This is a genomic window from Vampirovibrio chlorellavorus (assembly GCF_003149375.1).
Classification (GTDB): domain Bacteria; phylum Cyanobacteriota; class Vampirovibrionia; order Vampirovibrionales; family Vampirovibrionaceae; genus Vampirovibrio; species Vampirovibrio chlorellavorus_B.
Window position 1 is genome coordinate 112,558 of the sequence record NZ_QFWH01000006.1, and the last position, 25,543, is coordinate 138,100.

24 protein-coding genes are annotated in these 25,543 nt (G+C 54.7%); 12 read left to right on the forward strand and 12 right to left on the reverse strand.

All coding sequences use genetic code 11. The features are described from left to right. Positions 1 to 41: 41 nt before the first annotated feature. The 5 genes from sucD to DF283_RS09130 all read right to left on the reverse strand — a co-directional run bounded on the left by sucD (position 42) and on the right by DF283_RS09130 (position 5,398). A complete protein-coding gene (sucD, locus tag DF283_RS09110; RefSeq protein WP_303674469.1) occupies positions 42 to 941 on the reverse strand; it encodes a succinate--CoA ligase subunit alpha in 900 nt (299 codons plus the stop codon). Positions 942 to 968: 27 nt separating this feature from the next. Beyond that, positions 969 to 1,418, reverse strand: coding sequence for a GIY-YIG nuclease family protein (locus DF283_RS09115; RefSeq protein WP_303674470.1), 450 nt, complete (start codon positions 1,416 to 1,418; stop codon positions 969 to 971). A 104-nt stretch (positions 1,419 to 1,522) separates the two neighbouring features. Next, positions 1,523 to 2,701, reverse strand: coding sequence for an ADP-forming succinate--CoA ligase subunit beta (gene sucC / locus DF283_RS09120; protein WP_303674471.1), 1,179 nt, complete (start codon positions 2,699 to 2,701; stop codon positions 1,523 to 1,525). Between the two features lie 92 nt (positions 2,702 to 2,793). Further along, positions 2,794 to 3,180, reverse strand: a complete 387-nt coding sequence (locus DF283_RS09125; RefSeq protein ID WP_303674472.1) for a DUF1292 domain-containing protein — start codon at positions 3,178 to 3,180, stop codon at positions 2,794 to 2,796. 205 nt (positions 3,181 to 3,385) lie between these two features. Further along, positions 3,386 to 5,398, reverse strand: coding sequence for an ATP-dependent DNA helicase (locus tag DF283_RS09130; RefSeq protein ID WP_303674473.1), 2,013 nt, complete (start codon positions 5,396 to 5,398; stop codon positions 3,386 to 3,388). A gap of 373 nt (positions 5,399 to 5,771) precedes the next feature. On the opposite strand from DF283_RS09130, the gene DF283_RS09135 reads away from it, so the two are divergent. The 5 genes from DF283_RS09135 to DF283_RS09155 all read left to right on the forward strand — a co-directional run bounded on the left by DF283_RS09135 (position 5,772) and on the right by DF283_RS09155 (position 10,514). Further along, complete coding sequence (locus tag DF283_RS09135; protein ID WP_303674474.1) at positions 5,772 to 6,782, forward strand: GNAT family N-acetyltransferase; 1,011 nt, start codon at positions 5,772 to 5,774, stop codon at positions 6,780 to 6,782. Positions 6,783 to 6,793: 11 nt separating this feature from the next. Beyond that, positions 6,794 to 7,999, forward strand: coding sequence for a 50S ribosomal protein L11 methyltransferase (locus DF283_RS09140; protein WP_303674475.1), 1,206 nt, complete (start codon positions 6,794 to 6,796; stop codon positions 7,997 to 7,999). 296 nt (positions 8,000 to 8,295) lie between these two features. After that, the gene (locus DF283_RS09145) at positions 8,296 to 9,018 is read left to right on the forward strand and encodes a CoA transferase subunit A (protein ID WP_303674476.1); all 723 of its coding nucleotides are present in this window, start codon (positions 8,296 to 8,298) and stop codon (positions 9,016 to 9,018) included. Positions 9,019 to 9,104: 86 nt separating this feature from the next. Beyond that, positions 9,105 to 9,773 (forward strand): CoA transferase subunit B, encoded by a 669-nt coding sequence (locus tag DF283_RS09150; RefSeq protein ID WP_303674575.1) that lies wholly within the window; start codon positions 9,105 to 9,107, stop codon positions 9,771 to 9,773. Between the two features lie 330 nt (positions 9,774 to 10,103). Next, entirely contained in the window at positions 10,104 to 10,514 is a 411-nt protein-coding gene (locus DF283_RS09155) for a BlaI/MecI/CopY family transcriptional regulator (protein WP_303674477.1), read from the forward strand. Positions 10,515 to 10,664: 150 nt separating this feature from the next. On the opposite strand, the gene DF283_RS09160 is transcribed toward DF283_RS09155, so the two are convergent. From DF283_RS09160 to cysK, 7 genes are all read right to left on the reverse strand, one after another. Beyond that, positions 10,665 to 11,876: a glycoside hydrolase family 6 protein gene (locus DF283_RS09160; RefSeq protein ID WP_303674478.1), complete on the reverse strand. Its 1,212-nt coding sequence runs from the start codon at positions 11,874 to 11,876 to the stop codon at positions 10,665 to 10,667. A gap of 11 nt (positions 11,877 to 11,887) precedes the next feature. After that, positions 11,888 to 12,346 (reverse strand): divergent PAP2 family protein, encoded by a 459-nt coding sequence (locus DF283_RS09165; RefSeq protein WP_303674479.1) that lies wholly within the window; start codon positions 12,344 to 12,346, stop codon positions 11,888 to 11,890. 141 nt (positions 12,347 to 12,487) lie between these two features. Beyond that, a complete protein-coding gene (locus DF283_RS09170; RefSeq protein ID WP_303674481.1) occupies positions 12,488 to 13,450 on the reverse strand; it encodes a polyprenyl synthetase family protein in 963 nt (320 codons plus the stop codon). Between the two features lie 47 nt (positions 13,451 to 13,497). Continuing rightward, positions 13,498 to 14,592, reverse strand: coding sequence for a ribosome small subunit-dependent GTPase A (gene rsgA, locus DF283_RS09175; protein WP_303674483.1), 1,095 nt, complete (start codon positions 14,590 to 14,592; stop codon positions 13,498 to 13,500). After that, entirely contained in the window at positions 14,582 to 15,451 is an 870-nt protein-coding gene (locus DF283_RS09180) for a menaquinone biosynthesis protein (protein ID WP_303674484.1), read from the reverse strand. The genes rsgA and DF283_RS09180 overlap by 11 nt, the downstream gene beginning before the upstream one ends. Continuing rightward, on the reverse strand, positions 15,432 to 16,577 hold the full coding sequence (locus tag DF283_RS09185) for a CofH family radical SAM protein (RefSeq protein ID WP_303674488.1): 1,146 nt from the start codon (positions 16,575 to 16,577) through the stop codon (positions 15,432 to 15,434). The genes DF283_RS09180 and DF283_RS09185 overlap by 20 nt, the downstream gene beginning before the upstream one ends. A 106-nt stretch (positions 16,578 to 16,683) precedes the next feature. Then, the gene (gene cysK, locus DF283_RS09190) at positions 16,684 to 17,649 is read right to left on the reverse strand and encodes a cysteine synthase A (protein ID WP_303674490.1); all 966 of its coding nucleotides are present in this window, start codon (positions 17,647 to 17,649) and stop codon (positions 16,684 to 16,686) included. Between the two features lie 288 nt (positions 17,650 to 17,937). Between cysK and DF283_RS09195 the strand changes: the two genes are divergently transcribed. From DF283_RS09195 to DF283_RS09225, 7 genes are all read left to right on the forward strand, one after another. Further along, positions 17,938 to 19,281 (forward strand): glycosyltransferase, encoded by a 1,344-nt coding sequence (locus DF283_RS09195; RefSeq protein WP_303674492.1) that lies wholly within the window; start codon positions 17,938 to 17,940, stop codon positions 19,279 to 19,281. Between the two features lie 209 nt (positions 19,282 to 19,490). After that, the gene (locus DF283_RS09200) at positions 19,491 to 20,618 is read left to right on the forward strand and encodes a pentapeptide repeat-containing protein (RefSeq protein ID WP_303674494.1); all 1,128 of its coding nucleotides are present in this window, start codon (positions 19,491 to 19,493) and stop codon (positions 20,616 to 20,618) included. 135 nt (positions 20,619 to 20,753) lie between these two features. Beyond that, on the forward strand, positions 20,754 to 21,632 hold the full coding sequence (locus tag DF283_RS09205; RefSeq protein ID WP_303674497.1) for a Flp family type IVb pilin: 879 nt from the start codon (positions 20,754 to 20,756) through the stop codon (positions 21,630 to 21,632). A 200-nt stretch (positions 21,633 to 21,832) separates the two neighbouring features. Continuing rightward, positions 21,833 to 22,615, forward strand: a complete 783-nt coding sequence (locus DF283_RS09210) for a hypothetical protein (protein ID WP_303674498.1) — start codon at positions 21,833 to 21,835, stop codon at positions 22,613 to 22,615. A gap of 98 nt (positions 22,616 to 22,713) precedes the next feature. Next, positions 22,714 to 23,433 (forward strand): hypothetical protein, encoded by a 720-nt coding sequence (locus tag DF283_RS09215; RefSeq protein ID WP_303674499.1) that lies wholly within the window; start codon positions 22,714 to 22,716, stop codon positions 23,431 to 23,433. A 286-nt stretch (positions 23,434 to 23,719) separates the two neighbouring features. Next, the gene (locus tag DF283_RS09220; RefSeq protein WP_303674500.1) at positions 23,720 to 24,406 is read left to right on the forward strand and encodes a hypothetical protein; all 687 of its coding nucleotides are present in this window, start codon (positions 23,720 to 23,722) and stop codon (positions 24,404 to 24,406) included. Between the two features lie 286 nt (positions 24,407 to 24,692). Next, the gene (locus tag DF283_RS09225) at positions 24,693 to 25,499 is read left to right on the forward strand and encodes a Flp family type IVb pilin (RefSeq protein WP_303674501.1); all 807 of its coding nucleotides are present in this window, start codon (positions 24,693 to 24,695) and stop codon (positions 25,497 to 25,499) included. The last annotated feature ends 44 nt before the right edge of the window (positions 25,500 to 25,543 follow it).

Consider the following 25,543-nt stretch of genomic DNA (forward strand, 5'->3'; position numbering starts at 1 on the left):
ACAAGGCCTCCCGCTTTCGGTATGGATTCTGGAAAAAATGGTTAGGCCAGTGCGGGAGCGCCCAGCTTCTTGGCGATGGTTTCGCCCATTTCAGCGGGGCTGACCACCACGGTGATGCCAGCGGCTTCCAGCGCCTTCATTTTTTCGGCGGCGGTGCCTTTGCCCCCGGAGATGATGGCGCCAGCGTGGCCCATACGCTTTCCGGTGGGGGCGGTTTGCCCGGCGATGAAGCACACGATGGGTTTGGTGACATGCTTCTTGGCGAATTCAGCCGCTTCTTCCTCAGCGGTGCCGCCAATTTCACCAATCATCATGATGGCCTTGGTTTCAGGATCCGCTTCAAACAAAGTCAGGGCATCAATGAAGTTGGTGCCGTTGATGGGGTCCCCACCAATGCCAATGCAGGTGGATTGCCCGATGCCACGCTGGGTCAGCTGGTCCACGGCCTCATACGTCAGGGTGCCGGAGCGGGAGACCACGCCCACTGGGCCTTTTTTGTGAATGGGGCCGGGCATAATGCCAATTTTAGCCAGCTCCGGAGAAATGACGCCGGGGCAGTTGGGGCCAATCAGGCGGGTGTTGGGGTAATCGCGCATGAACTGCTTGACCTTCATCATGTCGTTCACCGGAATGCCCTCGGTGATGCAGATGACCAGCTCGATACCAGCGGCGGTGGCTTCCATGACCGCATCAGCAGCGAATGGCGGGGGCACGAAAATCATGGTGGCGTTGGCTCCGGTGGCTTCACGGGCTTCACGCACGGTGTTGAACACGGGGATTTGCTTGCCGTCCAGTTCCACGCTGGTGCCGCCCTTGCCGGGGGTGACGCCGCCCACTAAGTTGGTGCCGTATTTCATGCAGCCTTCCGCGTGGAAAGAGCCTTCTTTTCCGGTAATGCCCTGTACGAGTAATTTGGTATTTTTATCAACTAAAACTGCCATCGATTTGCTTTCCTTCTGGTTCAAAAGTCATGGGCTTATAGATTGGATTGTTGTTCTGGAGTCATTGAGCATGGCGTTGTTGAGCAACTCGGGCTTTCGGTTTGTGTCTGTCCTGTCATTCTCATCATTTTCGTCATTTCCGTCATTCCCGCGAAGGCGGGAATCCAGAGTTTCAGGCTGTCCAGAAAGCGTCATATAGAGATCGTCCCACTGTGGGTTAAGGGACTCAATCAATTTTAGTTTCCACCGGCGATTCCATTTTTTTATACGCTTTTCTCGTAGGAGCGCATTTTCAATGGAATCGTGGGTTTCAAACCATACCAGTTGCTGCACTTCATAGTCACTGGAAAACCCCGGCATTATTTTTGCCTTGTGTTCATAGACACGACGCAAAAGGTCAGAAGTCACACCAGTGTAGAGGGTGCCATTTCTGGTACTCGCTAGAATATAGCAATAGTATTGGTTTACTTGACGCATTTTTCCTGGATTCCCGCCTTCGCGGGAATGACAGACCGGAGAAGGACAGACCGTTTTGGGTCCGAAAGTGTGCAGTCGGCCATTCAACACCATCACCGCTTGCGCTAGGCCACGGGTTGCTTCAGGAAGCTGGCGACTTTGCTGGCGGCGGCTTCCAGGGTTTCCTCCACGGCGTACTGAATGCCGGAATCCGCCAGGATCTGTTTGCCCAAGTCCACGTTGGTGCCTTTCATCCGGATGACCAACGGCAAGCGCATTTCCAGCTTGCGAGCGGCTTTCACCACCCCTTCGGCCAGTTTGTCGCACCGCAGAATGCCGCCGAAGATGTTGATAAAAACCACTTCCACGGTTTCATCGGACAACAGAATGCGGAAGGCGTTTTCCAGCGCTTCATCGGTGGCGCTGCCGCCCACATCCAGGAAGTTGGCCGGTGCGGCGCCATACTGCTTGATGATGTCCATGGTGGCCATCGCCAGACCGGCCCCGTTGACCAGACAGCCCACGTTGCCTTCCAGCTTAATGTAGTTCAGGTTGTAGCGAGAGGCTTCCACTTCCAGCGGATCTTCCTCGTCCAAATCCCGGTAGGACACGATGTCCGGGTGGCGGAACAGGGCGTTGGAATCGAAGTCCACTTTGGCATCCAGAGCAAACACCCGGTTGTCGGTGGTGACTACCAGCGGGTTGATTTCCACCATGGCGCAATCGGCTTCGATAAAGACTTTGTACAGGTTGGTGATCAGCTTCAGAGCGTCTTTCATGCCTTCTGCCGGAATATTCAGGGCGTAGGCGATTTTGCGGGCCTGATAGGGCTGCAAGCCAATAACCGGGTGAATGAATTCCTTAATAATGCGCTCGGGGTTTTTTTCAGCGACTTCCTCAATGTCCATACCGCCGTCCTGAGAGGCCATAATCACCGGGCGAGCGGTGGCCCGATCCAGCACGATGCTGATGTAGAGTTCACGGGCAATAGAGGAGGCTTCTTCCACCAGCACGGATTTGACTTTTTTGCCTTCCGGGCCGGTCTGGTGGGTGACCAGCTGCATGCCGATGATTTGCTTGGCCGCTTCCCGCACGCCATCCAAAGAATCCACCACTTTCACGCCGCCGCCTTTGCCCCGGCCACCGGCGTGGATTTGGGCCTTCACTACGTAGCGGTTGTCCTTGGTTTTCAAAATCTGGGCCACTTGCACGGCTTCATCGGGGGTAAAGGCTACTTGCCCTTCCGGAACCGGAATGTTGTACTTACGGAACAGCTCTTTGGCTTGGTACTCGTGGATTTTCATCGGTCGACCTCTATCTATACGGAAAAATAAAAACACGCTGGGGAAAATCAGGTGAAAACGGGTAAGCCGGAAAGGCTTACCCGTAATGATGCTTAGTTCTCGTTGTTTTCGGTGAAGTCGGTGACATCTATCTCCACGTCACCTTCTTCATCATCCATGTTGTCAATGAAGGCCACCACTTTTTCAAATTCGGCCTCGTCCTCAATGGCTTCATACACTTCCTGGCCATCTTCGTAGCTAATGCGCATGACCACCACTTCTTCCTCGTACCCCTCTTCGGACTCAGCGCCTTCTTCGGCCTCTTCGTCCAGCTCATCGGGCTGGTTGCCCTTGTAAATCAGCAGGGCGTACTCCTGGCCGTCCACTTCCAGTTCGCTGACTTTTTCAAACACGTGAACCTGTCCGTCCTCATCGGTGGTTTCGATGATGTCGGTTTCGATGTAGCTGCTGTTTTCCGTGTGACGTCCGTTTTCGATCATGCCAAGAGTCCTTTTTACTTGATGGGGTTGGAGGGGGCTGGCTTTTGGGCTTGAGTCGCTTGTCTCTGAGCCGGGGCCAAATAAAACTCCCTGAATGAGCCAGAGTTTACCACAAAGACGCCTGATTCGCCGGAGAGGCCAAGCTGTTTTTTTGACCCCTGTGATGCGTCAGGGACGGGGCTGTTCTGGGCCGGGGGGATACTTGCTAGAACAGGATGGCGTCATCGGCGCTCAGGGCCAGGGGATCGCCAGAGGGCTCCAAAACGCCCGAGGCGCCAAACAGCCAATCGGGCACATCGGCCAGCCGGGAAACGGTTTGCACGGAAGGCAAACTGCGCTGAATGATTTTGCCGTAGCCCTTTTGCCGAATGCGAGGATCCAGAATGGCCACCAGTCCTTTGTCCGTGCCGGTGCGAATCAGTCGGCCAAACCCCTGCTTGAGCTTAATGACCGCCTGCGGCAGCACGTACTGTCCAAACCAGTCATCGCCCCTGGCCTTAATGTAATCCACCACCGCTTGGTTGACCGGATCTCCGGGGGGAGAGAAGGGGATCTTGTCCATAATCACGCAACTCAGGGATTCTCCCGGCACGTCAATGCCCTCCCAAAAGGTAGAAGTGGCGAAAATGACGCTGTTGGGCGTTTCTTTAAACCAGTCAATCAGGCGGTTTCTGGGCATTTCCCCTTGCACCTTGCAGGGAAAGGGCAGTCGCGGAATCAGGGCCTCGCTGATGCGGCGCATGGCCTGATTGCTGGTGAACAGCACAAAGGCCCGCCCTTGAGAAAGGGCCAGAATATCAGCGATTTCCTCGGTGATGCCGATGTTGAATAAATCGCTGTTGGGATCGGGCAAATGCGACGGCAGGTACAGGACGCACTGATCCTCATAGCGGAAGGGGCTGGGAAGCACCAGATCCTCGGATTTGGCGATGCCCAGATCCTTTTGAATGAACTGCAGGTTGTTGTTCACCGCCAGGGTGGCGCTGGTGAGGATGCCGATTTTTTCCTGCCATAGCTGGGTGCCCATAATGTCGGCGATGTTCAGAGGGGTGGATTTCAGCTCGTAATACAGTCGTTCCTTGTCCACTTCCACCCAGTTGACTCGTTGCTTGGCGAAGGGATCTTCTTCTAGAAAGAACTCCCAACGGGCAATGAGGCCTTGCAATTGCTTGATCAGCTTTTCCCGCTGGGCTTTGGCCTTATCCATATCCAGCTCGGATTCAAACAAATCGGGGCGAATGATGGAGAGCTGCTTGACGTCCATGCCCACCAGCCACTGCTCCAGATCCTGCAGGATTTGAATGTGTTTTTTAACGATGTAGAGAAATAGTTCATCCGGGTACAGGCGAAAAACGCTGTTTTCGGCTCGAAACAGCCACTCAAAAATGGCCGCTTCCGATTCCATAATCAGGTGGTGAAAATGCTCTGGCAGGGGTTGCAAACGGCGATGAATTTTCTGCAGCAGCTTTTGGGTGGCGAACTTACCGATACGCACGGTAAAGGCCCCCAGCGCGTAGTGCTTGATCTGGTGGGCCTCATCGAAAATGACCACCTGATGCGGGGGAAGCAGGCTCTGGGCCGCTGATAAATCCTGTAGGTACAAGGCGTGGTTGACGATCAGCACATCGGCCTGATCCAGATCCTCCCGGGCTTGCCGGTAGGGGTTCTGATCGTAGAAGCGGCAGCGCCGTCCCAGGCAGTCTTCGGAATCCGAGCGGATTTCCTTCCACAGTTCCTGCGGGATGGAAAATTCCAGTTCGGCGATGTCCCCGCTCCAGCCCCGTAGTAATTCTGCTTTCAGGTAGTTCAGGTGCAGAAATTCCGAGGAGTTGGTCTTGACCTGCCGTTCCACTTCCGTCAGTTTCTGGATGCACAGGTAATTGCCCCGCCCTTTGACCAGCTTGACCTTGAGTTGATCCAGCCCGGCCGCTTTGGCCAAAAAGGGAATGTCCTTTTGCAGCAGTTGCTCCTGTAGGGCGATGGTTGCCGTGGAAATGGCCACCGGTACTTTTTTGCCCTCCCCATCCAGTTTTTCCTGAAACAGGGCCGGGATCAGATAGCCAAACGATTTGCCGGAGCCGGTACCCGCTTCCACCACCAGGGTTTGTTTCAGTTCAATACTCTGAGCCACCCGGGACACCATCATTTCCTGGGCCTTGCGGGGCTCGTAGTTATCAAACTGCCTTAAAATCTCAAAATATTTTTCCAGAATGTTCATGGAGCGGGTGGGGCAAGTTTCTCATGAGTCAATGGCGCTGCAAATCGGGATCTTGCAGTCTCGAAAAAACATTCGTATTGCTAACCATAGCACTTTTGACCGCCCTTGTCTTGCCTTTTTCAGAGCGTCCTCCAGTTCAGATGATCGTCCATCCGGTGGGCATCCACCCGGCAAGTGGCAGGCCGGGAGAGGCCACTGCGGCCTTCTGGGGCCGGATGTTCCGCCAATCAGGCCGGTCGGTTCTTCCTCCCGCTGGCAAAAAGGGCTACAATGACAGAGAACAGTCATCCGCCGGGAAGCGGGCGGAGACTGCCCCGTGAGTTGAGGTTGGGACTTTGCCCAGTATTCGCCCAGAAGAGCCCCCCAAATAGCCATGATTCAGGCCCATCCTATTACGATAGAGACTGTGGATGCCTTGCGGGGCCTTTACCAGCGCTTTTGCCAAAAGGCCATTTCGGAGTACCGGTGGGCCCATGAGCCCATTGCCTTTGAGGCGCTGGCGCAAGCGTTGTCCCATAACCTTCTGCAGGGCTACTGGGTAGAGGATACGGCCAATCCTGAACCCATTGCCCTGATGCTGTATCGGCTGGAAGAACACCGGGCCATTGAGATCAACCTGATTTATGTGGAAGTGGATGACCTGAAAACGGTCACCGACCGGCTGATTCGCCGCTTTATCGCCGATCACCGGGAAACCGAGGGCTGGGACGTGGTTAGCTACGCCATGTTGGGCCCCCAGGGCGCTTTGGTTAGGACGCTGCCCTGGTATGGATTCAAACCCATCGGGCAGGCCCAGTTCTGTCTGGATTTGACCGACAGCATCAGCTTGCAGATTTTTCAGCAGCAGGGCTTTGAACCGCTGGAGGCTGGCTACCGGCTGGATTGCTGGCAGCCGCAGTATGCAGGCGCCGTGGCCGAGTGCATTCATGAGGCCTTTCAGAATGCCGTGGACAGCCTGTGGGACCCACGCTTCCGCACACTGGCCGGGGCCCGCAAGGTGGTGGGCCTGATGAGCGCCGGAATGATGGGCCCGCTTCTGTCCCGTTGCACCAGTATTCTGCTGCGGGATGAACAGCCAGTGGGCTTCTGTTTTTTACTGCAGGACAGCCTGATGGAGGCCCATATTCCGCTGATTGGCATTAAGCCCGCCGAACGTCGGAAAAAGCTGGGCAGCCTGTTGCTGAAAGATTGTATCGTGCGTACCGTGCAGGACATGGTGTCCGAGCAAAACAGTATTTTGAGAATCAAGGCCACCACGGACACGGACAATATCCGGGCCATTAAAATGTATCGGCGCATGGGTTTTCGAGAAGAGTACAACTATCCGCATGTGTATTTGACACGGGAAAAACTGCGGGCGTTTCAACCCGGAAAGTGGTGTTAGAGAGGCGAATCATGGGTCAATTTCAGGATTTAACAACCAGGGTCAAACTGAACCCGGAAACCTACTTCAAGTACGATGGCGGCGAGCATATTCTGCTGAAAAACATTCACTCCGACGATGGGTTGAGCATCAAGTACGACATCATGCTCATTTTGTATGAGTTAATCCACTGGAAGAGCGTGGGGGAGCTGATTGCCCCCTGGCCGCCGGATGATCAGGAGAAGATCAAGACCCATCTGGAAACCCTGTACGCCAGCCGCATTGTCATCACCGATGAAGCGGAGGCCGCCGTGGCCTCGGAAAGCGGATTGTCCGAGACGCTGGGCAAAAACATTCACATCAACGTGGAAAATCACCATGTCATGCTGCGGGACTTTGTGCGCATGGCCGCTTATCGTCGGGCCATTGAACGGGCAGTGACCCCGGAGACGGTGGCCCTGGACCTGGGCTGTGGCTCGGGGGTGCTGTCCTTTTTTGCGGCCAAAGCGGGCGCTCGTAAAATTTTCGCCATTGAGCGCCGCTCTGACATTATTTATCTGGCCGAGCAACTGGCCAACGCCAACGGGCTGGCCTCCCAAATCGAGTTTGTGGAAGGCGCATCCAGTCATATCAGCGAGGAGCGCTTGCAGCCCAAGCCCAACCTGCTGGTGGCCGAAATTCTGGCCAATGGCATTCTGGAAGAGAACGTGCTGGAGTTCACCATTGATGCCCGGCGTCGTTTTCTAGCGCCGGGGGCCCGCATGATTCCTTGCGGGCTGGATATTTACTTCTTTGGCTTTGATTGCGGCTTGCATCAAAGCCGCTGGGAGGAAGTAGAGGAGTTCAAGGACCTTTACGGCATCGACTTTACCCTGCTGGGGCATGTGCTTTGCGGCAAGGCCACCATGCGTCTGGATCGCTTCAATACGGCCCTGCACAAGGCGGTGACTGATCCGGTACTGGTGCAGGCCATCGACTTTATGACGCTTGAAAACCCGGCCTTTGTCAGCCGGTTTAAGCTGGTGGCCAAAGAGGACGGTCAGATCACCAGTTTCTGCGGTTATTTCAAAGCGCATCTGGACGCGGAGACGGTGCTAACCAATTCTCCGTGGGCCCCGCCCACCCACTGGACGCATCTCATTTATACCCTGCCCGCTGCTCGTTCCGTGAAACGAGGCGATGTGCTTCAGTTGGAGCTGATTTACGACGGGGCTATGCGGCTGCAATTACTGGATTGAGCATAGGGGTGGACTTGCGCTGCCCCGCTGGTCTGATTTGGGTGTCTCTGTCTGGGTCTCTCTCTCTTCTGCCCCTGACGTAAACAGGGGAAAAAGACTGGTATTTTGGGCGGTGTTTGCCTACAATAGCCATAGTGAATCAGAATTAAACAGTCTGATTTCCGGCTGATTTCCGGGAGACATGGCCTTAGGGGCTTCCGATCCGCAGGCCGAGGGGCTTGAGCCAAAATTGCTCAAATGGGATTAGCGCAAGCGAAAATTGCTTATTAAGGGAAATAGCTCGAGGGAGGAAGATCGTGGCGGTACTACAACCCCGATCCGGGAAGGGTTTTCACAAAGTGGTGGCCTCTTATGAGGAAGCGCTGGCTGGATTTCAGGACGGTTTAACCGTGATGGTGGGGGGCTTTGGCCTCTGTGGCATCCCGGAAGGCCTGATTCAGGCTGTTTATCAATCCGGGGTGAAAGGGCTGACCTGTATTTCCAACAACGCCGGGGTGGATGGCTTTGGCTTGGGCCTGTGGCTGCAAAAGCGCCAGATTGCCACCATGATCGCCTCCTATGTCGGCGAGAATGCCCTGTTTGAGGAGTTGTTTCTGTCGGGCGAGATGAAGGTGGTTTTAACCCCGCAGGGCACCCTGGCGGAAAAAATCCGGGCCGGTGGGGCGGGCATTCCCGCTTTTTACACGGCCACCGGGGTGGGAACGCTGGTGGCGGAAGGCAAGGAAACCCGAACTTTTGAGGGGCGCCAGTACGTGCTGGAACCGTCCCTGACCGCGGATTTTTCACTGGTGAAAGCCTGGCGGGCCGACACCATGGGCAATCTGGTGTATCGCAAAACGGCCATGAACTTCAATCCCATGATGGCTACCGCCGGGAAAATCACGGTGGCGGAAGTCGAGGAGATTGTGCCAGCAGGCACCCTGGACCCCGAGCATATTCATACCCCCGGCATCTACGTGGATCGGGTCATTCAGGGGCGCTTTGAGAAGCGCATTGAGCAGCGCACCGTCCGGCATTAGTATTGCTGCATCGTCCATCAGCGGCGCATGTCGCTCCGATCCAACGGTTTTTATCAGATTCATGAATGAATGAGGGCTTGAAACGCATGTCTATTACCGGGGCCTTAACCCGCGATCAAATTGCCCAGCGCATTGCCCAGGAGCTGCGGGATGGGTATTACGTCAATTTGGGCATTGGCATTCCCACGCTGGTGGCCAATTACATTCCACATGATATTGAAGTCCTGTTTCAGTCGGAAAACGGCCTGCTGGGCATGGGGCCTTTCCCCACGGAGGCCGAAGTCGACGCGGATCTGATCAACGCGGGCAAGCAGACCGTCACCGCGGTGACCGGGGCCTGCTATTTCTCGTCCGCCGATAGTTTTGCCATGATTCGCGGAGGGCATGTGGATTTAACCGTGCTGGGGGCCTTCGAGGTGGATGAAGCGGGCAGTATGGCGTCCTGGATGATCCCCGGCAAGCTGGTGAAAGGCATGGGTGGGGCCATGGATCTGGTGGCTGGCGCCGATAATATCATCGTGGCAATGGCCCACGCCAATAAGGCCGGAGAATCCAAGATTCTGAAGCGCTGTAACCTGCCTTTAACCGGGGTACACTGCGTAAAAAAAGTGGTGACCGACCTGGCGGTGCTGGAGTTGATTGAGGGGCGCTTTCATTTGCTGGAACGGGCCCCGGGAGTCAGTGTGGATGAAATTCAGCGCCTGACCGAGGCGGAGCTGGTCATTCCACAGCGTGTGCCGGAAATGGCACTCTAGGGGTTGGCCGCTTTGTCAAATGGCAAAAGGCTTTGCTGTAATGAAAAGTTACTAAATTGCCTGCACCAGGCCATTGATTTTTAGGCCTTCATTTCACTATACTAATTCAACGGCCTTACAAGCTCAGGCTTTTGAGGATATACTCGTCTCTCATAAAGCAGTGCCTTCATTCCAGTCGAAAGGCCATCTGGGTTTTTAAGTGACGTGAGGCTTTTAGAGGCGCTTTACCCGAGTCGCCCGAATTGGCGAGCATGGACTCGAGATTTTTGTGAGAGCAATGCAGTTATCAGTTCACCAGAGATATGGATGTTTCGGAGGAAGATTGAAGGGATGGACTTAAAACAGGGCGATCTGGAAAACATCATTCTCAACGCGCTCTGGGATTTAGAGAGCGATGGCAGTGAACGCATTTTCGTGGGTGATATTCAGGAAAAAATCAAATCTCCCAGCAAAAAGTGGGCCTACACTACCGTCAAAACGGTCCTGGATCGTCTGGTGGACAAGGATATTGCCGTCAGAGAGAAGGACGGTAAAAAATATTTGTACCGTTCCGTGGTGGATCGGGATGAGGCCGGTATTTTGGCCTTGAAAAAAGTGGTTCGGCAGTACTTTAAAAACGACGTGAATGAACTGGTCAGTTGCCTGAACAAGCTGGACAGTCTGGATGCTCAGGCGCTGGCGGAACGAAAGGTCGCTTCCGGGCAACTGGAAGATACCCGCAAGGGATTGGCGGCCCGCTAAGCACCGCTCTGGCTTGTTTTTTTCAGAAGGGTGCCCACATAATCCTGAATTGTATGCAGAGCCCTCTATCTGGGGCACGCTCACCGGGGCATTCTCTCCGAGGCACTTGATGGGGTGAACGCTGTTTTACGTTGGCGCCAAGGCCACGCTTCAAGGCTGACTGGGCGTCCAGAGGCCCTGTGGCAAGGTCCACTGTTGTTGATCCTGCCGGTTGGCTGTTTCTTGCCAGATGTTTTGCTTGGAGGCTCCCGGTGGGCAGTTCAGTGCCCCATCGCAATCATCCGGTGGTTTAATGTCCCGGAAATGCCTGATGACATCGCTGACCCCTGCCGGTGGGGAATCAGTGGGGGCAGGCCCCAGTTTCACATCGCCCACGGCGTCCAGCCAGGGAGGGGCGCTCAACACGTTGCGGCGGGCGTCGTAGGTGTACTTTTCTTTTCCGGTCAGCCGGGCTAACGTGCGTGGTTTGCCAAAAAAGGGCTTTAGCAGAATGCGTCCTTCTGCGTCGGGCTGCCAGTTGCCCACCCAGCGGCCGGTGGACGTTTCGTTATCAATCAGCAGGCCCTTGGGGTGCAGATAATATTGCCGGGCCCGGGTTGCTCCGCCGTTGCGGCTGGTGTCCACCCGAACATCCAGCCGTGCATTCCCGGTGGATTGCTTGAGCCGGGGTAGCAAGCGACGCAGGTAGTGGGCCTCCTGCTCCACGGGTTGCCGATTGGACACGTTGGTGGCCAAGCCGTCGGCCTGAGCAATGTTGGCCTCAATCAGGGCCTGAGCCATGCGCTGGATGTCCTCATCCCCGTAATCGAACCAGCCGCTGTGGCCGGCTTCCAGATACACTTTGGCCCCGGCCTGCTGATAGAGCGGAATCAGCTTGCGGAGGATGCGCACCCGATCCGCGTAAATAGCGGCTGCTTCTGCGCTGTTGTCCTGATCTCGCCGGTATTGAACGGCCAAGGGCAGGCTATCGGGCTCCAGATAAACAATGGGGGCAATGCCGGTGGCCTTGTGAAATTGGGCCATGAGGGCCGCGTTTTTCTGATTGTCCGCCCAGTAGTCCTCATAGCTGTCGAAGCCCCCTTCGGAGGCCTGCCCCAGATCCCGCAATGGGATGGCGTAAATGACCAGCTCCGGGATTTGTCGGGCTTTGGCTGCCGCTTGCAACGTTTTTTGCAGCAGGGGCAGGTTGGTGCCTACGGCATCGTAGCGATCCAGCCAGATGGCGTGGGCCCGCCCAAAGCGTTTATAGCTATTGCTCCAGTGGGGAACCAGTTGACCGTTGGGCCGCGGCCATTCCGACCAGGTCCAGCCCAGTACCAGAAAAAGAAAGGCCCCACTCAGAATGAACAGTACTGGCTTCATGGCCCGAACGCTCATGGCCCGCCCAGCTGCATGCGGTAAACATAGGCCACCAAAACCCCATACAGGGCCCCGGCGATGACTTCCACCGGGGTGTGACCCAGCAATTCCCGCAGCCGATCCGGCACCTGATCGGGGCGATGTACATATAGATCTTCGGTAATGCGGTTGAGGATACCGGCCATTTTTCCGGCGGCCCGGCGCAATCCGGCGGCATCGTACATCACAATGGCGGCCAGGGTAAAGGCCACCGCGAAAGTGGTCGAACGATACCCGTCAATCAGGCCCACGCTGGTGGCCACGCTGGCCACCAGGGCGCTGTGGGAGCTGGGCATGCCGCCGGTGTGAACCAGCAAGCGAAAATCCACCGGTTTGCGACACACAAAGTTGATCAGGCATTTGAGCAGTTGGGCGCTAATGGCTGCGGTGAGGCCCACCAAAATCACTTCCAGACTGGTACCGCCCATGCTCATGACTGACTTCCAATACGACACTGCATCATCAAATTACTTTTGTGGAACCTCTTTGTGACCAACGGCGTGGTGTTCTGAATCCTGGATAGTTAAGCTGGAGACTATAGCTGGAGATTTTACTTGAGATTTTAAATTAGCCAATTAGTGCAGCCGGTCGGCAATGAATGCCACCAGCGTTTTAAGATTGGTACTATCATACCCCGGCGGCATGCCTGCTGTCTCCTCCAGCAAGGTCAGGGCGTCCTGAGTGAGTTGGGCTGCCTGCTGACGAGAGGCCTCTATCCCGAAAAAGGCCGGGTACGTGGCTTTTTGTTGCAGCTGATCCTTTCCCGCCGTCTTGCCCAGGGTTTCGGAACTGGAAGCAATGTCCAGCAGATCGTCCACAATCTGGAAGGCCAGACCCAGTTTTTCACCCAATTGGGTAAAGCGCGCTACCACGGTGTCGTCGGCCCCGGCCAGTCTGGCTCCGGCCCGCAGACTGAAGCGGAACAGGGCCCCGGTCTTGAAGGTGTGAATGTACTCCAGAATTTCGGGGGTGAAGGGTTGGCCCTCGTACAGAATATCCACGAATTGCCCGTTGACCAGTCCCTGAACGCTGGTTACGTCGGAAAAATCGCCGATGACAGACAGGAGTTGCCGGGGTGTGGCTTTTTCATTCAGCCGCGTTTCCTTGGCAATCAGGCCAAAGGCAAGGGCAATCAGGGCATCCCCGGCCAGCACGGCGGTGGATTCCCCAAAGGCTTTATGCACACTGGGTTTCCCCCGGCGCATATCATCATTGTCCATGCAGGGCAAATCATCATGGATCAGGCTTTGGGCGTGAACCATCTCAATGGCGCATGCCGTGGGCAGAATACTTTCGACATCTCCGCCACAGGCCTTGCAGGCTTCCAAAGCCAGCACAGAGCGGATGCGTTTCCCTCCGTCCAAGGTGCCGTAGCGCATGGCGTCCCACAAACCGTTGGCCTGTGAGGAACGGTCGTAAGCCCGCTTATCCAGGGCCCGTTCAAGCGCCTGATTGATTCGTTCTATGCTGTCGCTGAACAGGCTTTCGTAGCTTTGGTTGGCTGGGGGCGTCATGGGCTGAGACGTTTGTGTGTTCATAGGCTCAACATTATACCGGGGGAGACGGGATTCTGTGAATGCTCATTCTATTCGGCGTCCACATCGGGGAATCTTAAATCCTCGGACAGGTCGCCTTCCAGTTGGCTGACCTGCTGACGCACCACCCGACGGGAAGCGTCCCGGTTTTTTTCCTTCAGGCGCAGAATACGCAGGGCGTCTTTGCCCTTGCGATCCAGTTGTTTGTAGCCGAACTCGGCTTTTTGGCTGGTGCTATTCACCGCTTCCTTGTGCTGGCGGGCTTCGGCCAGCATGTTCAGGTAGCTCTGATACCGACTCTCGGCGATGTCCGCCCGGTGGGCCAGCACGGCGCAGCCTTCCTCATCCACATGCAAGCAGTCGGAGAAGGCACAGGCGCTTTGATAGGGCGCGAATTCCCGAAAAGCGTCCCGCAAGCGATCCGGTAGTACGTAATTGAGCTTTAAATTGCTAAAGCCCGGCGTGTCAGCGATTAATGTGTCCGGCTGATCCGCAAACAGGGTTAATAACTCCACGTGGCGGGTGGTGTGCTGCCCCCGGGCGATTTTCTCGGAGACTTCTCCCACCCGCAATTGCAGCGCCGGGTTTAAGGCGTTGAGCAGTGACGATTTTCCGCTACCGCTGGGCCCCGCCAGCACGCTGATTTTACCCTCTGCCAATTTAGAAAGGACCTGCAGGGTTTCTGGCTGTCGCACCGACGAAAACACCACGGTGTAGCCCAGTTGCTCGCCGTAAAGGGTTTGGATTCGGGACAGATCTGCTTGCGTGGCCGCTAAATCCGTTTTGCTGATGCATAAAATGGCCTTTAGGCCCGCCAGTTCAATGTGGGTAAGGTAGCGATCCATCTGGTTGGGGTCAAACTCGGGCTCTTTCAGGGAGTAGACCACAAAAACCTGATCCACGTTGGCCAGCTTGGGACGGCTAATGGTGTTTTTGCGGGGCAGTACCCGGTGAATGCGGGCCGTTTTGCTTTGGGGCTGTACGCTGTCCAGTTCCACAAAGTCGCCCACCAGCGGCTCGGTGCCCTCTTTCTTGATCAAGCCGCGCAAGGCACACTCATACTGCACCCCGTCCGCTTCCACGTAGTAGAAGTTGGAGTGGTACTTGCGCAAACGCCCGGTCATCTTGTCACGCTCAGCGCTCAATGGGCCTGACCTCCTGTGCGTCCAGCTGCTGCAAAATGCGGGAGAACGCCTGCAGGCTCTCTTCATGTGAATCATTGAGCCCATAGGTGAGGCAGTGCCGGTAATAGCGTTCCAAGGCAGCTCGGGGGAGCTGGCTGCGGCTTTGGGCCAAGGCGATTCCGCTTTCAAACAAGTCCTCGACCATGAAAAACTGCTCTCGGGCGCTGCGCAAGGCCTGGTTGATCCCGGCGAGGCGTTCTGCGTTCTGTTCGGCCCAGGCACGACGGGCCACCCACACGGCAAAGACAAAGGGCAGCCCGGTTTGCGCCTGCCACATGGAGGACAAATCGTGGCAGTGCAGGGGCGATTCACTCTGGGCCAGTTGCTCCTTCATCATCAGGGCATTGTCCCCAATGATGAGAGCGTTTCCGCCTGCTTGCAGGATGGTTTGATAATCGCTGGCCTCATAAATTTTAAACTTGGGGCGTAAATCCTGCCCGGTGGCCTGTTTCAACAAATGGGCCAGCAAGGCCACCGAAGTTTCCGAGTCGTTGGGCACCCAAAGGGCCGGAACGTCCAGTAATTCCGGGCCCAGCGGCACTTTGGATAAAAACAGCACGCTTTCCACGGCTCCGGGGGAACTAACGGAGAGATCCGCCAGTAGAACCAGCTCTTCCGGGTGGCGCAGGTAGCAAGCGCTGGACACCGGAGACACATCCAGCTCCCCAGCCAGAATGCGCTGATTCAGCCGTGCAGGCACGTCGTACATCAGTTGGACTTCCGGGGCGGGCTGATAGGCGTGATACACAGGGATGGTGTTGACGAAAGCAATCGCCCCGATTCGGATGGATGGGTGTTGGCTATGCGTTGACAGAGTCATAGACACGAATGATGTTGTATACGGTGTCTCGTTCCACCGGGATTTTGCCCGCTTTGTGAATCATGTTGATCAACTCGGCCTTGGTCAGGGCCTGGGAGGTGTCCGTTCCGGCGGCGTGGGCGATTTTCTCCTGCACCACGGTGCCGTCAATGTCATCCACCCCAAAGCTCAGACTGACCTGAGAGAGTTTTTCCCCGATGTGAATCCAGAAGGATTTGATGTGGGGCACGTTGTCCAGCAAAATGCGGCTGATGGCGAAGTTCTTCAGGTTTTCCACACCGGTCAGGGCGTTGGAGGCATCCACGGCATTGTTGTCGTAGTAGCAGTTCAGGGGGATGAAGGTCATAAAGCCGCCGGTTTTGTCCTGCTGCTCCCGAATGGCCAGAATGTGATCGATGCGCTCCTCGGGCGTTTCGCCCAGACCGGCCAGCAAGGTGGCGTTGCTTTGCATGCCCATTTGATGGGCCAATCCGTGGATGCGCAGCCACTCGGCAGCCGGAATTTTATCCACACAGACCAGTTGGCGCACCCGCTCGGCAAAGACTTCCGCCCCGCCGCCGGGCAAGGAGCCCAGACCGGCCTCTTTGAGGATGGTTAGCACTTCTTCCACCGGAATGCCTTCCAGCTTGGCGATGTAATCCAGTTCCACGGCGGTCAGGCCCTTGATGTGGACGTGTGGGAAGTTTTTCTTGAGGGCCACAAACAAATCCCGGTAGTAGGCCAGTCCCTGCTGATCGTAAAGGCCGGAGACCACGTGGAACTCGCTTAACTCGTCCTTCATGGGGTACTTGTTGACCATTTCCACCACGTCATCCACGCTCATGACATAAGCGAAGGGGGACTTGGGGCCTTTTTTAAAGGAACAGAAGCGGCAGTTGGCCTCGCAAATGTTGGTGGGGTTGATGTGAAAGTTGTGAACCCAGTACACGTGATTCCGCACGGCTTCCGGGGTGCGCACGATGCGGGCCGTGTCCGCCAGAATGCCGATGGAAAGCAGGTCATAGGACTGATAAATCTCAACCGCCTCTTCGCGGCTGATGCGTTCCCCTTCCACGATCTTTCGGTAAAAGCGGCTCAGGGGGTTGGAAGGACGGGTAATATAATCTTCAACCAATGCTGTTGCCATGGAAAATTCCTTTACTGTGCGGTGAGAGAAGGGGCCTAGGCCTGACCTTATCTTCCAATAAATCCGGAATTCTCGCAAGGTGAGGGAGAGGCCTTGTGGGGCGCTTTTAAACGGGCGCGGCCTCCATGGTCAGGGCTTGCTGGCGGTACTCATCAAACAGGGCCGAAGAGAGATAGCGCTCCCCAAAGCTGGGAATGACCACCACGATTAACTTGCCCTCGTTTTCCGGACGCTTGGCGATTTCCACGGCGGCAAACACAGCGGCCCCCGCCGAGATGCCGGTGAGCAGTCCTTCTTCCTGGGCCAGGCGGCGGGCCATTTCCATGGATTGTTCGCTGCTGACCTGAAAAATTTCATCCAGCAAATCGGTTTGCAGAATGGAGGGCACAAAACCGGCCCCGATGCCCTGGATTTTGTGCGGGCCGGGCTGTCCACCCGAGAGGACCGGGCTTTCGGTGGGCTCCACGGCCACCATTTTAAGGGTCGGTTTGTGTTGCTTGAGGTAGCTGCCGCACCCGGTGATGGTGCCCCCGGTGCCCACACCAGCCACCAGAATATCAATCTGTCCATCGGTGTCGTCCCACAGTTCCGGGCCGGTGCTTTCGAAATGCACCTGTGGGTTGTCCGGGTTATCGAATTGCTGCAACATGACGGCGTGGGGCGTTTTTTCCAACAGCTCGTTGGCCTTGGCGATGGCCCCCTTCATCCCTTGGGCGCCCGGGGTTAGCACCACTTCCGCCCCAAAGGCTTTCAGCAGTACCCGCCGTTCCAGACTCATGGTGTCCGGCATGGTTAAAATCAGTTTGTAGCCTTTTACGGCGGCCACAAAGGCCAAAGCAATACCGGTATTGCCGCTGGTGGGTTCAATGAGGACGGTTTGGCCGGGTGTAATGTCCCCGCGCTGCTCGGCCCCTTCAATCATGCTTTTGCCAATGCGATCTTTCACACTACTGCAAGGTTCCATGCTTTCCAGCTTGCAGACCACCCGGCCCAGACATCCCTTGGTCACCCGGTTCAGTTGAACCAGCGGGGTTTTTCCAATCAGCTCGGTAACGTCCTTGGCGATTTTCATAGGGACTCCTTGTCCGCAAGCGCGCTCAATAAATGACTTTATAGTTATAAACTTGCGGCAAGCCGGGGTCAATGGTTGGTTAAGCCGGATTACGGGTAAATTTCACCAACCGGATTAAGCCAGCAATCGGATGCGGATAATGATGAGAAGTGTGTATGATGCCAACAGTCTGCGATCTGGACTGAGCCTGAGTCGCCCGGTTTCGACGCTGGCCGACGTTCACGAACGCGCCTGGTTGACAGGATTGGCTTTTATTACGATGGAGGGCCTGACACGGTGAGTATGGAAATGGCAAACGCGCCCAACCTGACGGAGTCCTCCGGTTTTTACGCACTGCCGGATCGGGAGCGGATTGAGGATACCGGGCTGATTTTGGTACAGACCAACCCCGATAACCAGAATATGGTTGATCTCTACGAGCGGGAGTTGGGCAGTTTGATTATTGACTCCCTGCGGACGCTGGTGAAGGGGCTGGGCAACGTGCGGGTGGCCCATGTCAACGCCACGGCTTATGGAGGTGGGGTGGCGGAGCTGTTGCATCGCCAGATTCCGCTGATGAACCAGTTGGGGGAGGATGTGGGTTTTCATACCGACTGGTTTATTCTCAACGTGGAAAATCCGGCCTTTTACGATATGACCAAGAAATGTCACAATACCCTGCAAGGGGATACCGGGCGGCTCCATCAGGCCGAAAAAGAGCAGTATTACCGCACCCTGCTCTCCAACTACAGCCGGGGAAAATTGAACGAGTACGATGTGGTGATTATCCACGATCCCCAACCCGCCGGGCTGATTGAACTGTACGCCAACCGCACCAACCAGTGGGTGTGGCGCTGCCACATCGACACCACGGCTCCCAACCCGGAGGTGTGGGATTTTATCGGCAAGTTCGCCAAGCAGCACGACGTGGCCGTGTGGACCCGGGAGTCCTTTGTGCATGACCGCACAGACTTCCGGGAGGTTCGGATTATGCCACCCTCTATTGACCCCATCAGTCCTAAAAACAGTGGTCTGGAGCAGGATGTCATCGACGGGATGCTGGTGAAATACGGCATTGATCCCCGTCGTCCCCTGATGGTGCAGGTGTCCCGGTTTGACCCCTGGAAGCAGCCGTTGGAGGTCATTCAGGTTTACAAGGATCTCAAGGCTGAATTCCCGGATTTACAGCTCCTTTTGGCCGGATCGATGGCCACCGATGACCCGGAGGGCATGCTATTCTGGGAGCGTTCTCTGCGTAAGGCCGGGGAAGACCCTGATATTCACATTCTGAACAACTACCACGGGGTTGGGAATCTGGAGATTAACGCCTTTCAACGGGCCGCCAGTGTGGTGCTTCAGTATTCCAGCAAGGAGGGGTTCGGTTTGACCGTCTCGGAAGCCATGTGGAAGTTCCAGCCGGTTATTGGGGGCCGGGTGGGCGGCATTCAGGATCAGATTGTGGATCAGGAAAGCGGATTTCTGGTGCAGACCCTGGATGAGGTGAAGCAGGCCATCCGTGGGTTACTGAATGACCCGGACAAACGGCGGGAACTGGGAGAGAATGCTCATCATCGCGTGGCCGAGCATTTCCTGATCACTCGGGAAGTGGCGGATTACCTGCGGCTGATTCGGGATCTGCGTTCCCCGGGCTGATGTTGTGAGGACTTTCGCTCCTTGAACACGTGAGCTTCAGGCCTGAGGGGATTCACGCTGCTTGCGGGCTGAACGCTTTGGGAACGCCTTTGGGGCTTTGGTTAACATGTGTAACTAATTGGGCAAGAACCTGTGATTTTCCACTTTTGTTCAAACAGCTTTAGTATGATATCGTGCAGTACTGAATCCCCTTTTGTAGGTCATTTTGAATGAGCACAACGCACACTGAGATTCCCCCGGTTTCTTCCCTTGGCGTTACCCCGTCTCTCAAAGAGACTGTTGAACATCCAGCCTTCAGTCAGGGTACCCTGTTTTGCGATAACATGGCCCCCCTGCCCCTACAGGCATTTCAGGTCGCCGATCGCCTCCTGGTCGATATGATGGCTGCCCTGAGCAGCGAGTCCGTGGAGGCATTCAACGACAGCAAGCGTCAGCTGATGGCCCTTTTAAAGAAGCACGGAATGCCCATTACCCAGTGGAATCCATTGCGTCTGGAATTTACCCATGCCCATTCCCTGCAAGGGAAGCAATTGCCCAACATCAACCTGGCCATGGTGCGCTTACATTCCACGGAAGGCCCCCTGTCTCTGGCGGGTGCCTGCCTGCAAGGCGCCTCCCTGCTTTGCGCCAATCTGGAGCATGTGAACTTATCGGAGGCCGAGCTGAGCAGCGCCGATCTGCGGTTCGCTAACCTGAGCGAAGCCAATCTGGACAAAGCCACTCTTATTGAGGCCAATTTAAGTTACGCGAACCTGCGGGGTGCGCGTTTATCGGAAGCCAACCTGTACCGGGCCCGCCTGAACGGGGCCGTTGCCAAGGAAGCGCTCTTTCAATCCGCCAACTTGCGGAAGGCCGATTTGCGCAACGCCGATTGCTATCAGGCCGACTTTCGGGAAACTCGCCTTCAAAACGCTGATTTGCGTGAGGCCAACCTGTTTATGGCCAATCTGGAGTCGGCCCGCTTGCGTCACTCGGACTTGCGCTATGCCAATCTGGGTTTCTCCCGCCTGTCGGATGCCCGGTTGCAACACGCCCGCCTGTGCGATGCCAATATGAGCAGCGCGGATTTAAGCCGCGCGGACTTGAGCAACTGTCGGTTGAATGGGGTTGACCTGAGCCGGGCCCTGGTGCAGGATACCAACCTGGCTGCCACCCAGCTGGCCGAAAGTGATTTAGCCCAGTGTCGGGCCCTGGAAAGTGCCAATTTTCAGAATGCGGTTTTTGATGTGTCCACCCATTTCCCGGATAATTTTGAACCCAAAAACCACGGCCTGAACCATTTGCAATTTTTAGCATTCCGTCGCTTAAGCCGCCTGATATCCGCCATTTTGAAGTAGATCGCCTTCTGGCATCTGGCGGGAGAATGGCCCACGGCCTTTTGATGAAGGCGTATTAAGGTTTGTAACAAAGCCTTCAGTTTGAACTACCGCTTCCGATACTTTCTGCACAGAGCAAGGCAAGAGCGCTGCTGGATGCTGAAGGATTGTTTCATAACCCGGTGGGTGGATAACGCCCGTATTCACAGGATGGGTTTCAGTAAACGGGCTGCCGGTTTGGGCTCCACGGCCACCGAAATGGGGCTGATTGGCGCGGTGGTGCTGGTGGCCAGCCTTGCGTTCCTGTTTTTCCTGGGGGAGGCCTTGCAGTACGCCTTTAGTTTTGTACGGAAGGATATGGTGACTCAGGTGGCCACTGCCAATGGGTTGTCCCCCGAGGCGTTTGTGGCGCAATGGAAAGGCGGTCAGCCGGGACAAAGCGAGGGTATTCTGAATCCTGTGCAGCCCACGGCCCCCGTGGTCACTGCGGGGAGTAACGGCAACGAGGCCCACGCGGAGATTTACAAGGCCTTGCAAGAATTAATTGATCGCTCCCTGCAAAAAGGCACCATGACGGAAGCGCAGGCGGATTTGCTGAGCAAGCTGGTTAAAGAGTTAATAATTAGCTATGGACTGGAATTTGCGAATGACAAGGCTTATGATGCTTATGGAGAAGCCTGCATGGAGGTTTATGGGGAGGATTATATGAAGAGGTGGGATGCAGAAGAGGCTTATTGGGAGGCTTATGAGCGCTCAGATGGCTCTTTTGAGAGTGCGGAAGCGGCTTATCGAAGTGTGCTGTCTATGGGTAATGATCCTTCTGATGCTGGTTTGGACGAACTGTATGCAACGACCGCTAGTAATTATACAGAGTACATAAAGAGCGAGATGGCTATTTATGATCATCCAGATATCATATTGACAGAGCTGCTGTGGGCCGCTGATGAAATGGGACTTCTGAACAAACCAGACGTGAATGATTTACTTAATAAAGTTTCGCTAGAGGCCTACAAAGATAATAATACAGTGGGATGATACTGCCCCCGGTTGTTGATGCGTGATTCCGGTTGCGTTGGCTATTTGCCACATTGAAGCAGGCGTTCTGTCTCACTCAGTCTGAGCGCCGGTTTAAAGGTGTGGTGAAGCGGCTTATTAATTTTTTTTAACAGTCGCTTCAGTTTTACGGTCCCGCTTCCGATAGGGGTTTTGTTGAGTTCTCCAGTTGCGCTGGCTGAATGCGGACGGATTTTTATAAATTGATGGGTGGGTATAGTTTGACAGACCAGACAGTTTTCAGGAGACGAATTCCGGGCTCTACCACCACTGAAATGGGTCTAATTGCCTCGGTGGTGCTGGTGACCACCATTGGGTTGTGGTTTTTGCTGGGCAACGGATTGAAACAGGCAATGGGCATGGTCAAGTCGGATATGTTGGCGCAAGTCTCAAACGCCAATGGCACGACCGCGGCGGTGTACGAGCCACCCCCGCCGCTGCCTCCACCCGTTCTGGATGATCCCCTCCCTGAGCCCGTTGAACCGACCCCAACCGTGGTCACTGTCGGGAGTAACGGGAACGAATGGCACCCGGAGACTTATAAAGCCCTGGAGGCCTTGATTAATCGTGCCCTGCAGAAGGGAACCATGAAGGAAGCGCAAGCGGATTTACTGCGTCAGCTCATCGCTCAGATTCTACTTTTTAACGATTTGCATAATGTTTTCGTTGATTCCTATGTTGAATGTGACTATGTGGTCTGTGATTTCGATGTACTTTCCACAAAGCAAGTTGAGTTCAGAGGGGAAACCTTTATGCTCACGGATTTGATGAAACGACTGGGTAAAACCCTCACCCCATCGGAATATCCGGAATTGGAGGGGCCATATGGCTTTTATGATTCCGATGCTTTATATGAAAAGTCTGAGGGGACGATCGCAGAAAAATTATTTAGTGAAGCAGAGACCAAGGGGGTTTTGGACGATCCAGAGATTTTTGACTTTGTTATGACCGTAAAGTCGCAATAAATGCAGGTCACGCATGACTGACAGGTTAGGCATTACTGAATGGAATACTGGCGGATTGTTTCCAAGTCACCAGCAATCAATGAATGGGTGGGTACAGTGTGATACAAAAGACGGATTTCAGGAAACGAGTACCGGGCTCCACAGCCACTGAAATGGGGCTGATTGGGGCGGTGGTGCTGGTGGCTACCATTGGGTTGTGGTTTTTGCTGGGCAGCGGGCTGAAACAGGCATTGGTGATGGTCAAGTCGGACATGTTGGCGCAGGTCTCCAAGACCAACGCTACACCTTTGGGGCAGCAAGAACCGCCCAGTGTATTGCCCCCACCAGCCCTGGATGCCTCCGTCCCTGAGCCCGTTGAACCGACGCCAACCGTTATTACAGCCGGGAGTAACGGGAACGAGACCTATGCTAAGACTGATAAGGCCTTGCAGGCCTTGATTGAGCGCGCTCTGAAAAATGGTACCATGACGGAAGCGCAGGCGGACTTGCTCAAGGCCTTTGTCAAGCAACATACCCGAATGATGATCATGGAAAAACTCATTCATGATGCAGTGATCGAGGCTCAAGAGGATTTTGAGGTAATTTCCAGAATGGAAGTTCAGTTTGAGGGGAAAAATTATCTGGTCCCTGAATTGGCGGCGAAAGCAGGTCTGGAATGGGATACGGAGTTTTCTATATTTTTTATGGTGACAGATGACTATGAACAATCGGAGGGGGGTGTTTACGATGCTTTATGGGATCAACTCGATGAAAGTGGACTTTTGGATGATCCGGAAGTAGGCGAATTCCTGACGGAATTTTATCAATCTTTTCGGTAGTTTCAGGTGAATTGGCGCCACAGGGTTGCTGATTTTCTGAACGCGTTCTGACGGTCTACCGGGCTTTGCCATCTGTCTCCGGATTTTCCCGGCATTGATGGCTGAATGAGTGATAATAGGATGTTAATTTTACGTAATGGTTACTTCAGTCTGGCCTGTCCCTTCCGATAACTTTTGCATGAGGCAAGGCAAGAGCGCAGCCTGAATGCTAAAGGATTGTTTCACAACCCGGTGGGTGGGTAATGCCCGGATTCACAGGGCGGTTTTTAGGAAACGAGGTGCCGGTTTGGGCTCTACGGCCACTGAAATGGGGCTGATTGGGGCGGTGGTGCTGGTGGCCACCATTGGGTTGTGGTTTTTGCTGGGCAACGGGTTGAAACAGGCATTGGTGATGGTCAAGTCGGACATGTTGGCGCAGGTCTCCAAGACCAACGCTACACCTGTGGGGCAGCAAGAACCGCCCAGTGTGCTGCCCCCAGCAGCCCTGGATGCTCCCGTCCCTGAGCCCGTTGAACCGACGCCAACCGTTATTACAGCCGGGAGTAACGGGAACGAGACCTATGCTAAGACTGATAAGGCCTTGCAGGCCTTGATTGAGCGCTCTTTGCAAGAAGGCACCATGACGGAAGCCCAGGCGGATTTGTTCAAGGCCTATGTCAAACAAGTAACCCGAGTGATGAATATAGAAAAACTCCTCGATGATACAGCGACCAAGGCTCAAAAGGATTTTGAGGTAATTTCCAGAATGGAAGTTCAGTTTGAGGGGAAAAATTATCTGGTTCCTGAATTGGCGGCGAAAGCCGGTTTGGAATGGGATACTGAGTATTCTGGTTTTTATGCTGCTACATATGACGATGAACAATCGGAGTGGGCTGTTTGCAATGCTATGTTCGAACAGCTCGAGGAAAGTGGGATCCTGGATGAGCCGAAAGTAGACGAATTCATGATGACATTTTGGAGATCTCTTTGGTAGTTTCAGGTGAATTGGCGCTACAGGGTTGCTGATTTTCTGAATGCGTTCTGACGGCCTACCGGGCTTTGCCATCTGTCTCCGGATTTTCCCGGCATTGATGGCTGAATGAGTGATAATAGGATGTTAATTTTACGTAATGGTTACTTCAGTCTGGCCTGTTCCTTCCGATAACTTTTGCATGAGGCAAGGCAAGAGCGCAGCCTGAATGCTAAAGGATTGTTTCACAACCCGGTGGGTGGGTAATGCCTGGATTCACAGGGCGGTTTTTAGGAAACGAGGTGCCGGTTTGGGCTCTACGGCCACTGAAATGGGGCTGATTGGAGCGGTGGTGCTGGTGGCCAGTCTTACGTTCCTGTTTTTCCTGGGGGAGGCCTTGCAGTATGCCTTTAGTTTTGTACGGAAGGATATGGTGACTCAGGTGGCCACTGCCAATGGGCTATCCCCCGATGCGTTTGTAGCGCAATGGAAAGGCGGTCAGCCGGGACAGAGCGAGGGTATTCTAAATCCTGTACAGCCCACGGCCCCCGTGGTCACTGCGGGGAGTAACGGCAACGAGGCCCATGCGGAAATTTACAAAGCCTTGCAGGAATTAATCGATCGCTCTCTGAAAAAAGGCACCATGACGGAAGCGCAGGCGGATTTGCTGAGCAAGTATATTAAGGCAGCTCAGCATTACTTCGAATCACTAAGTGCCTGGGATAAAGCATACTCTGTTTATTTTTTTCCTTTTTATTTTGAAGGGTCTATTGAAACAGAGGGGTTTACGGCCATTTACGAAGCCGAATCTGCTTATGAGGAAGTTTACCAAAAAACAGGGTCTTATGAGGAAGCTGAAGCGGCATATCGGAACGTATTGGACGATTATTCTGCTGTTTTTGATGAATCGCCTGAATCTCTTTCTAAAAAATATACAACTCTTCAAGAAGCCCTGCAGCGTACACATGAAACCTTGATAATTTTTAGTGGATTGGAGGCAGCGGCTGTGGAAAACGGACTTTTAGATGATCCCGAGGTGGTTTATTTTATTGATACACTCTGGTTTGAATCTTACGAGAAAATCGATCTTTGGGGTGCTGATACTACAGAGGGATGAGACTGCCCTGTGTAGTGATGCGTGATTTCGGTAGCGCTGGCTGG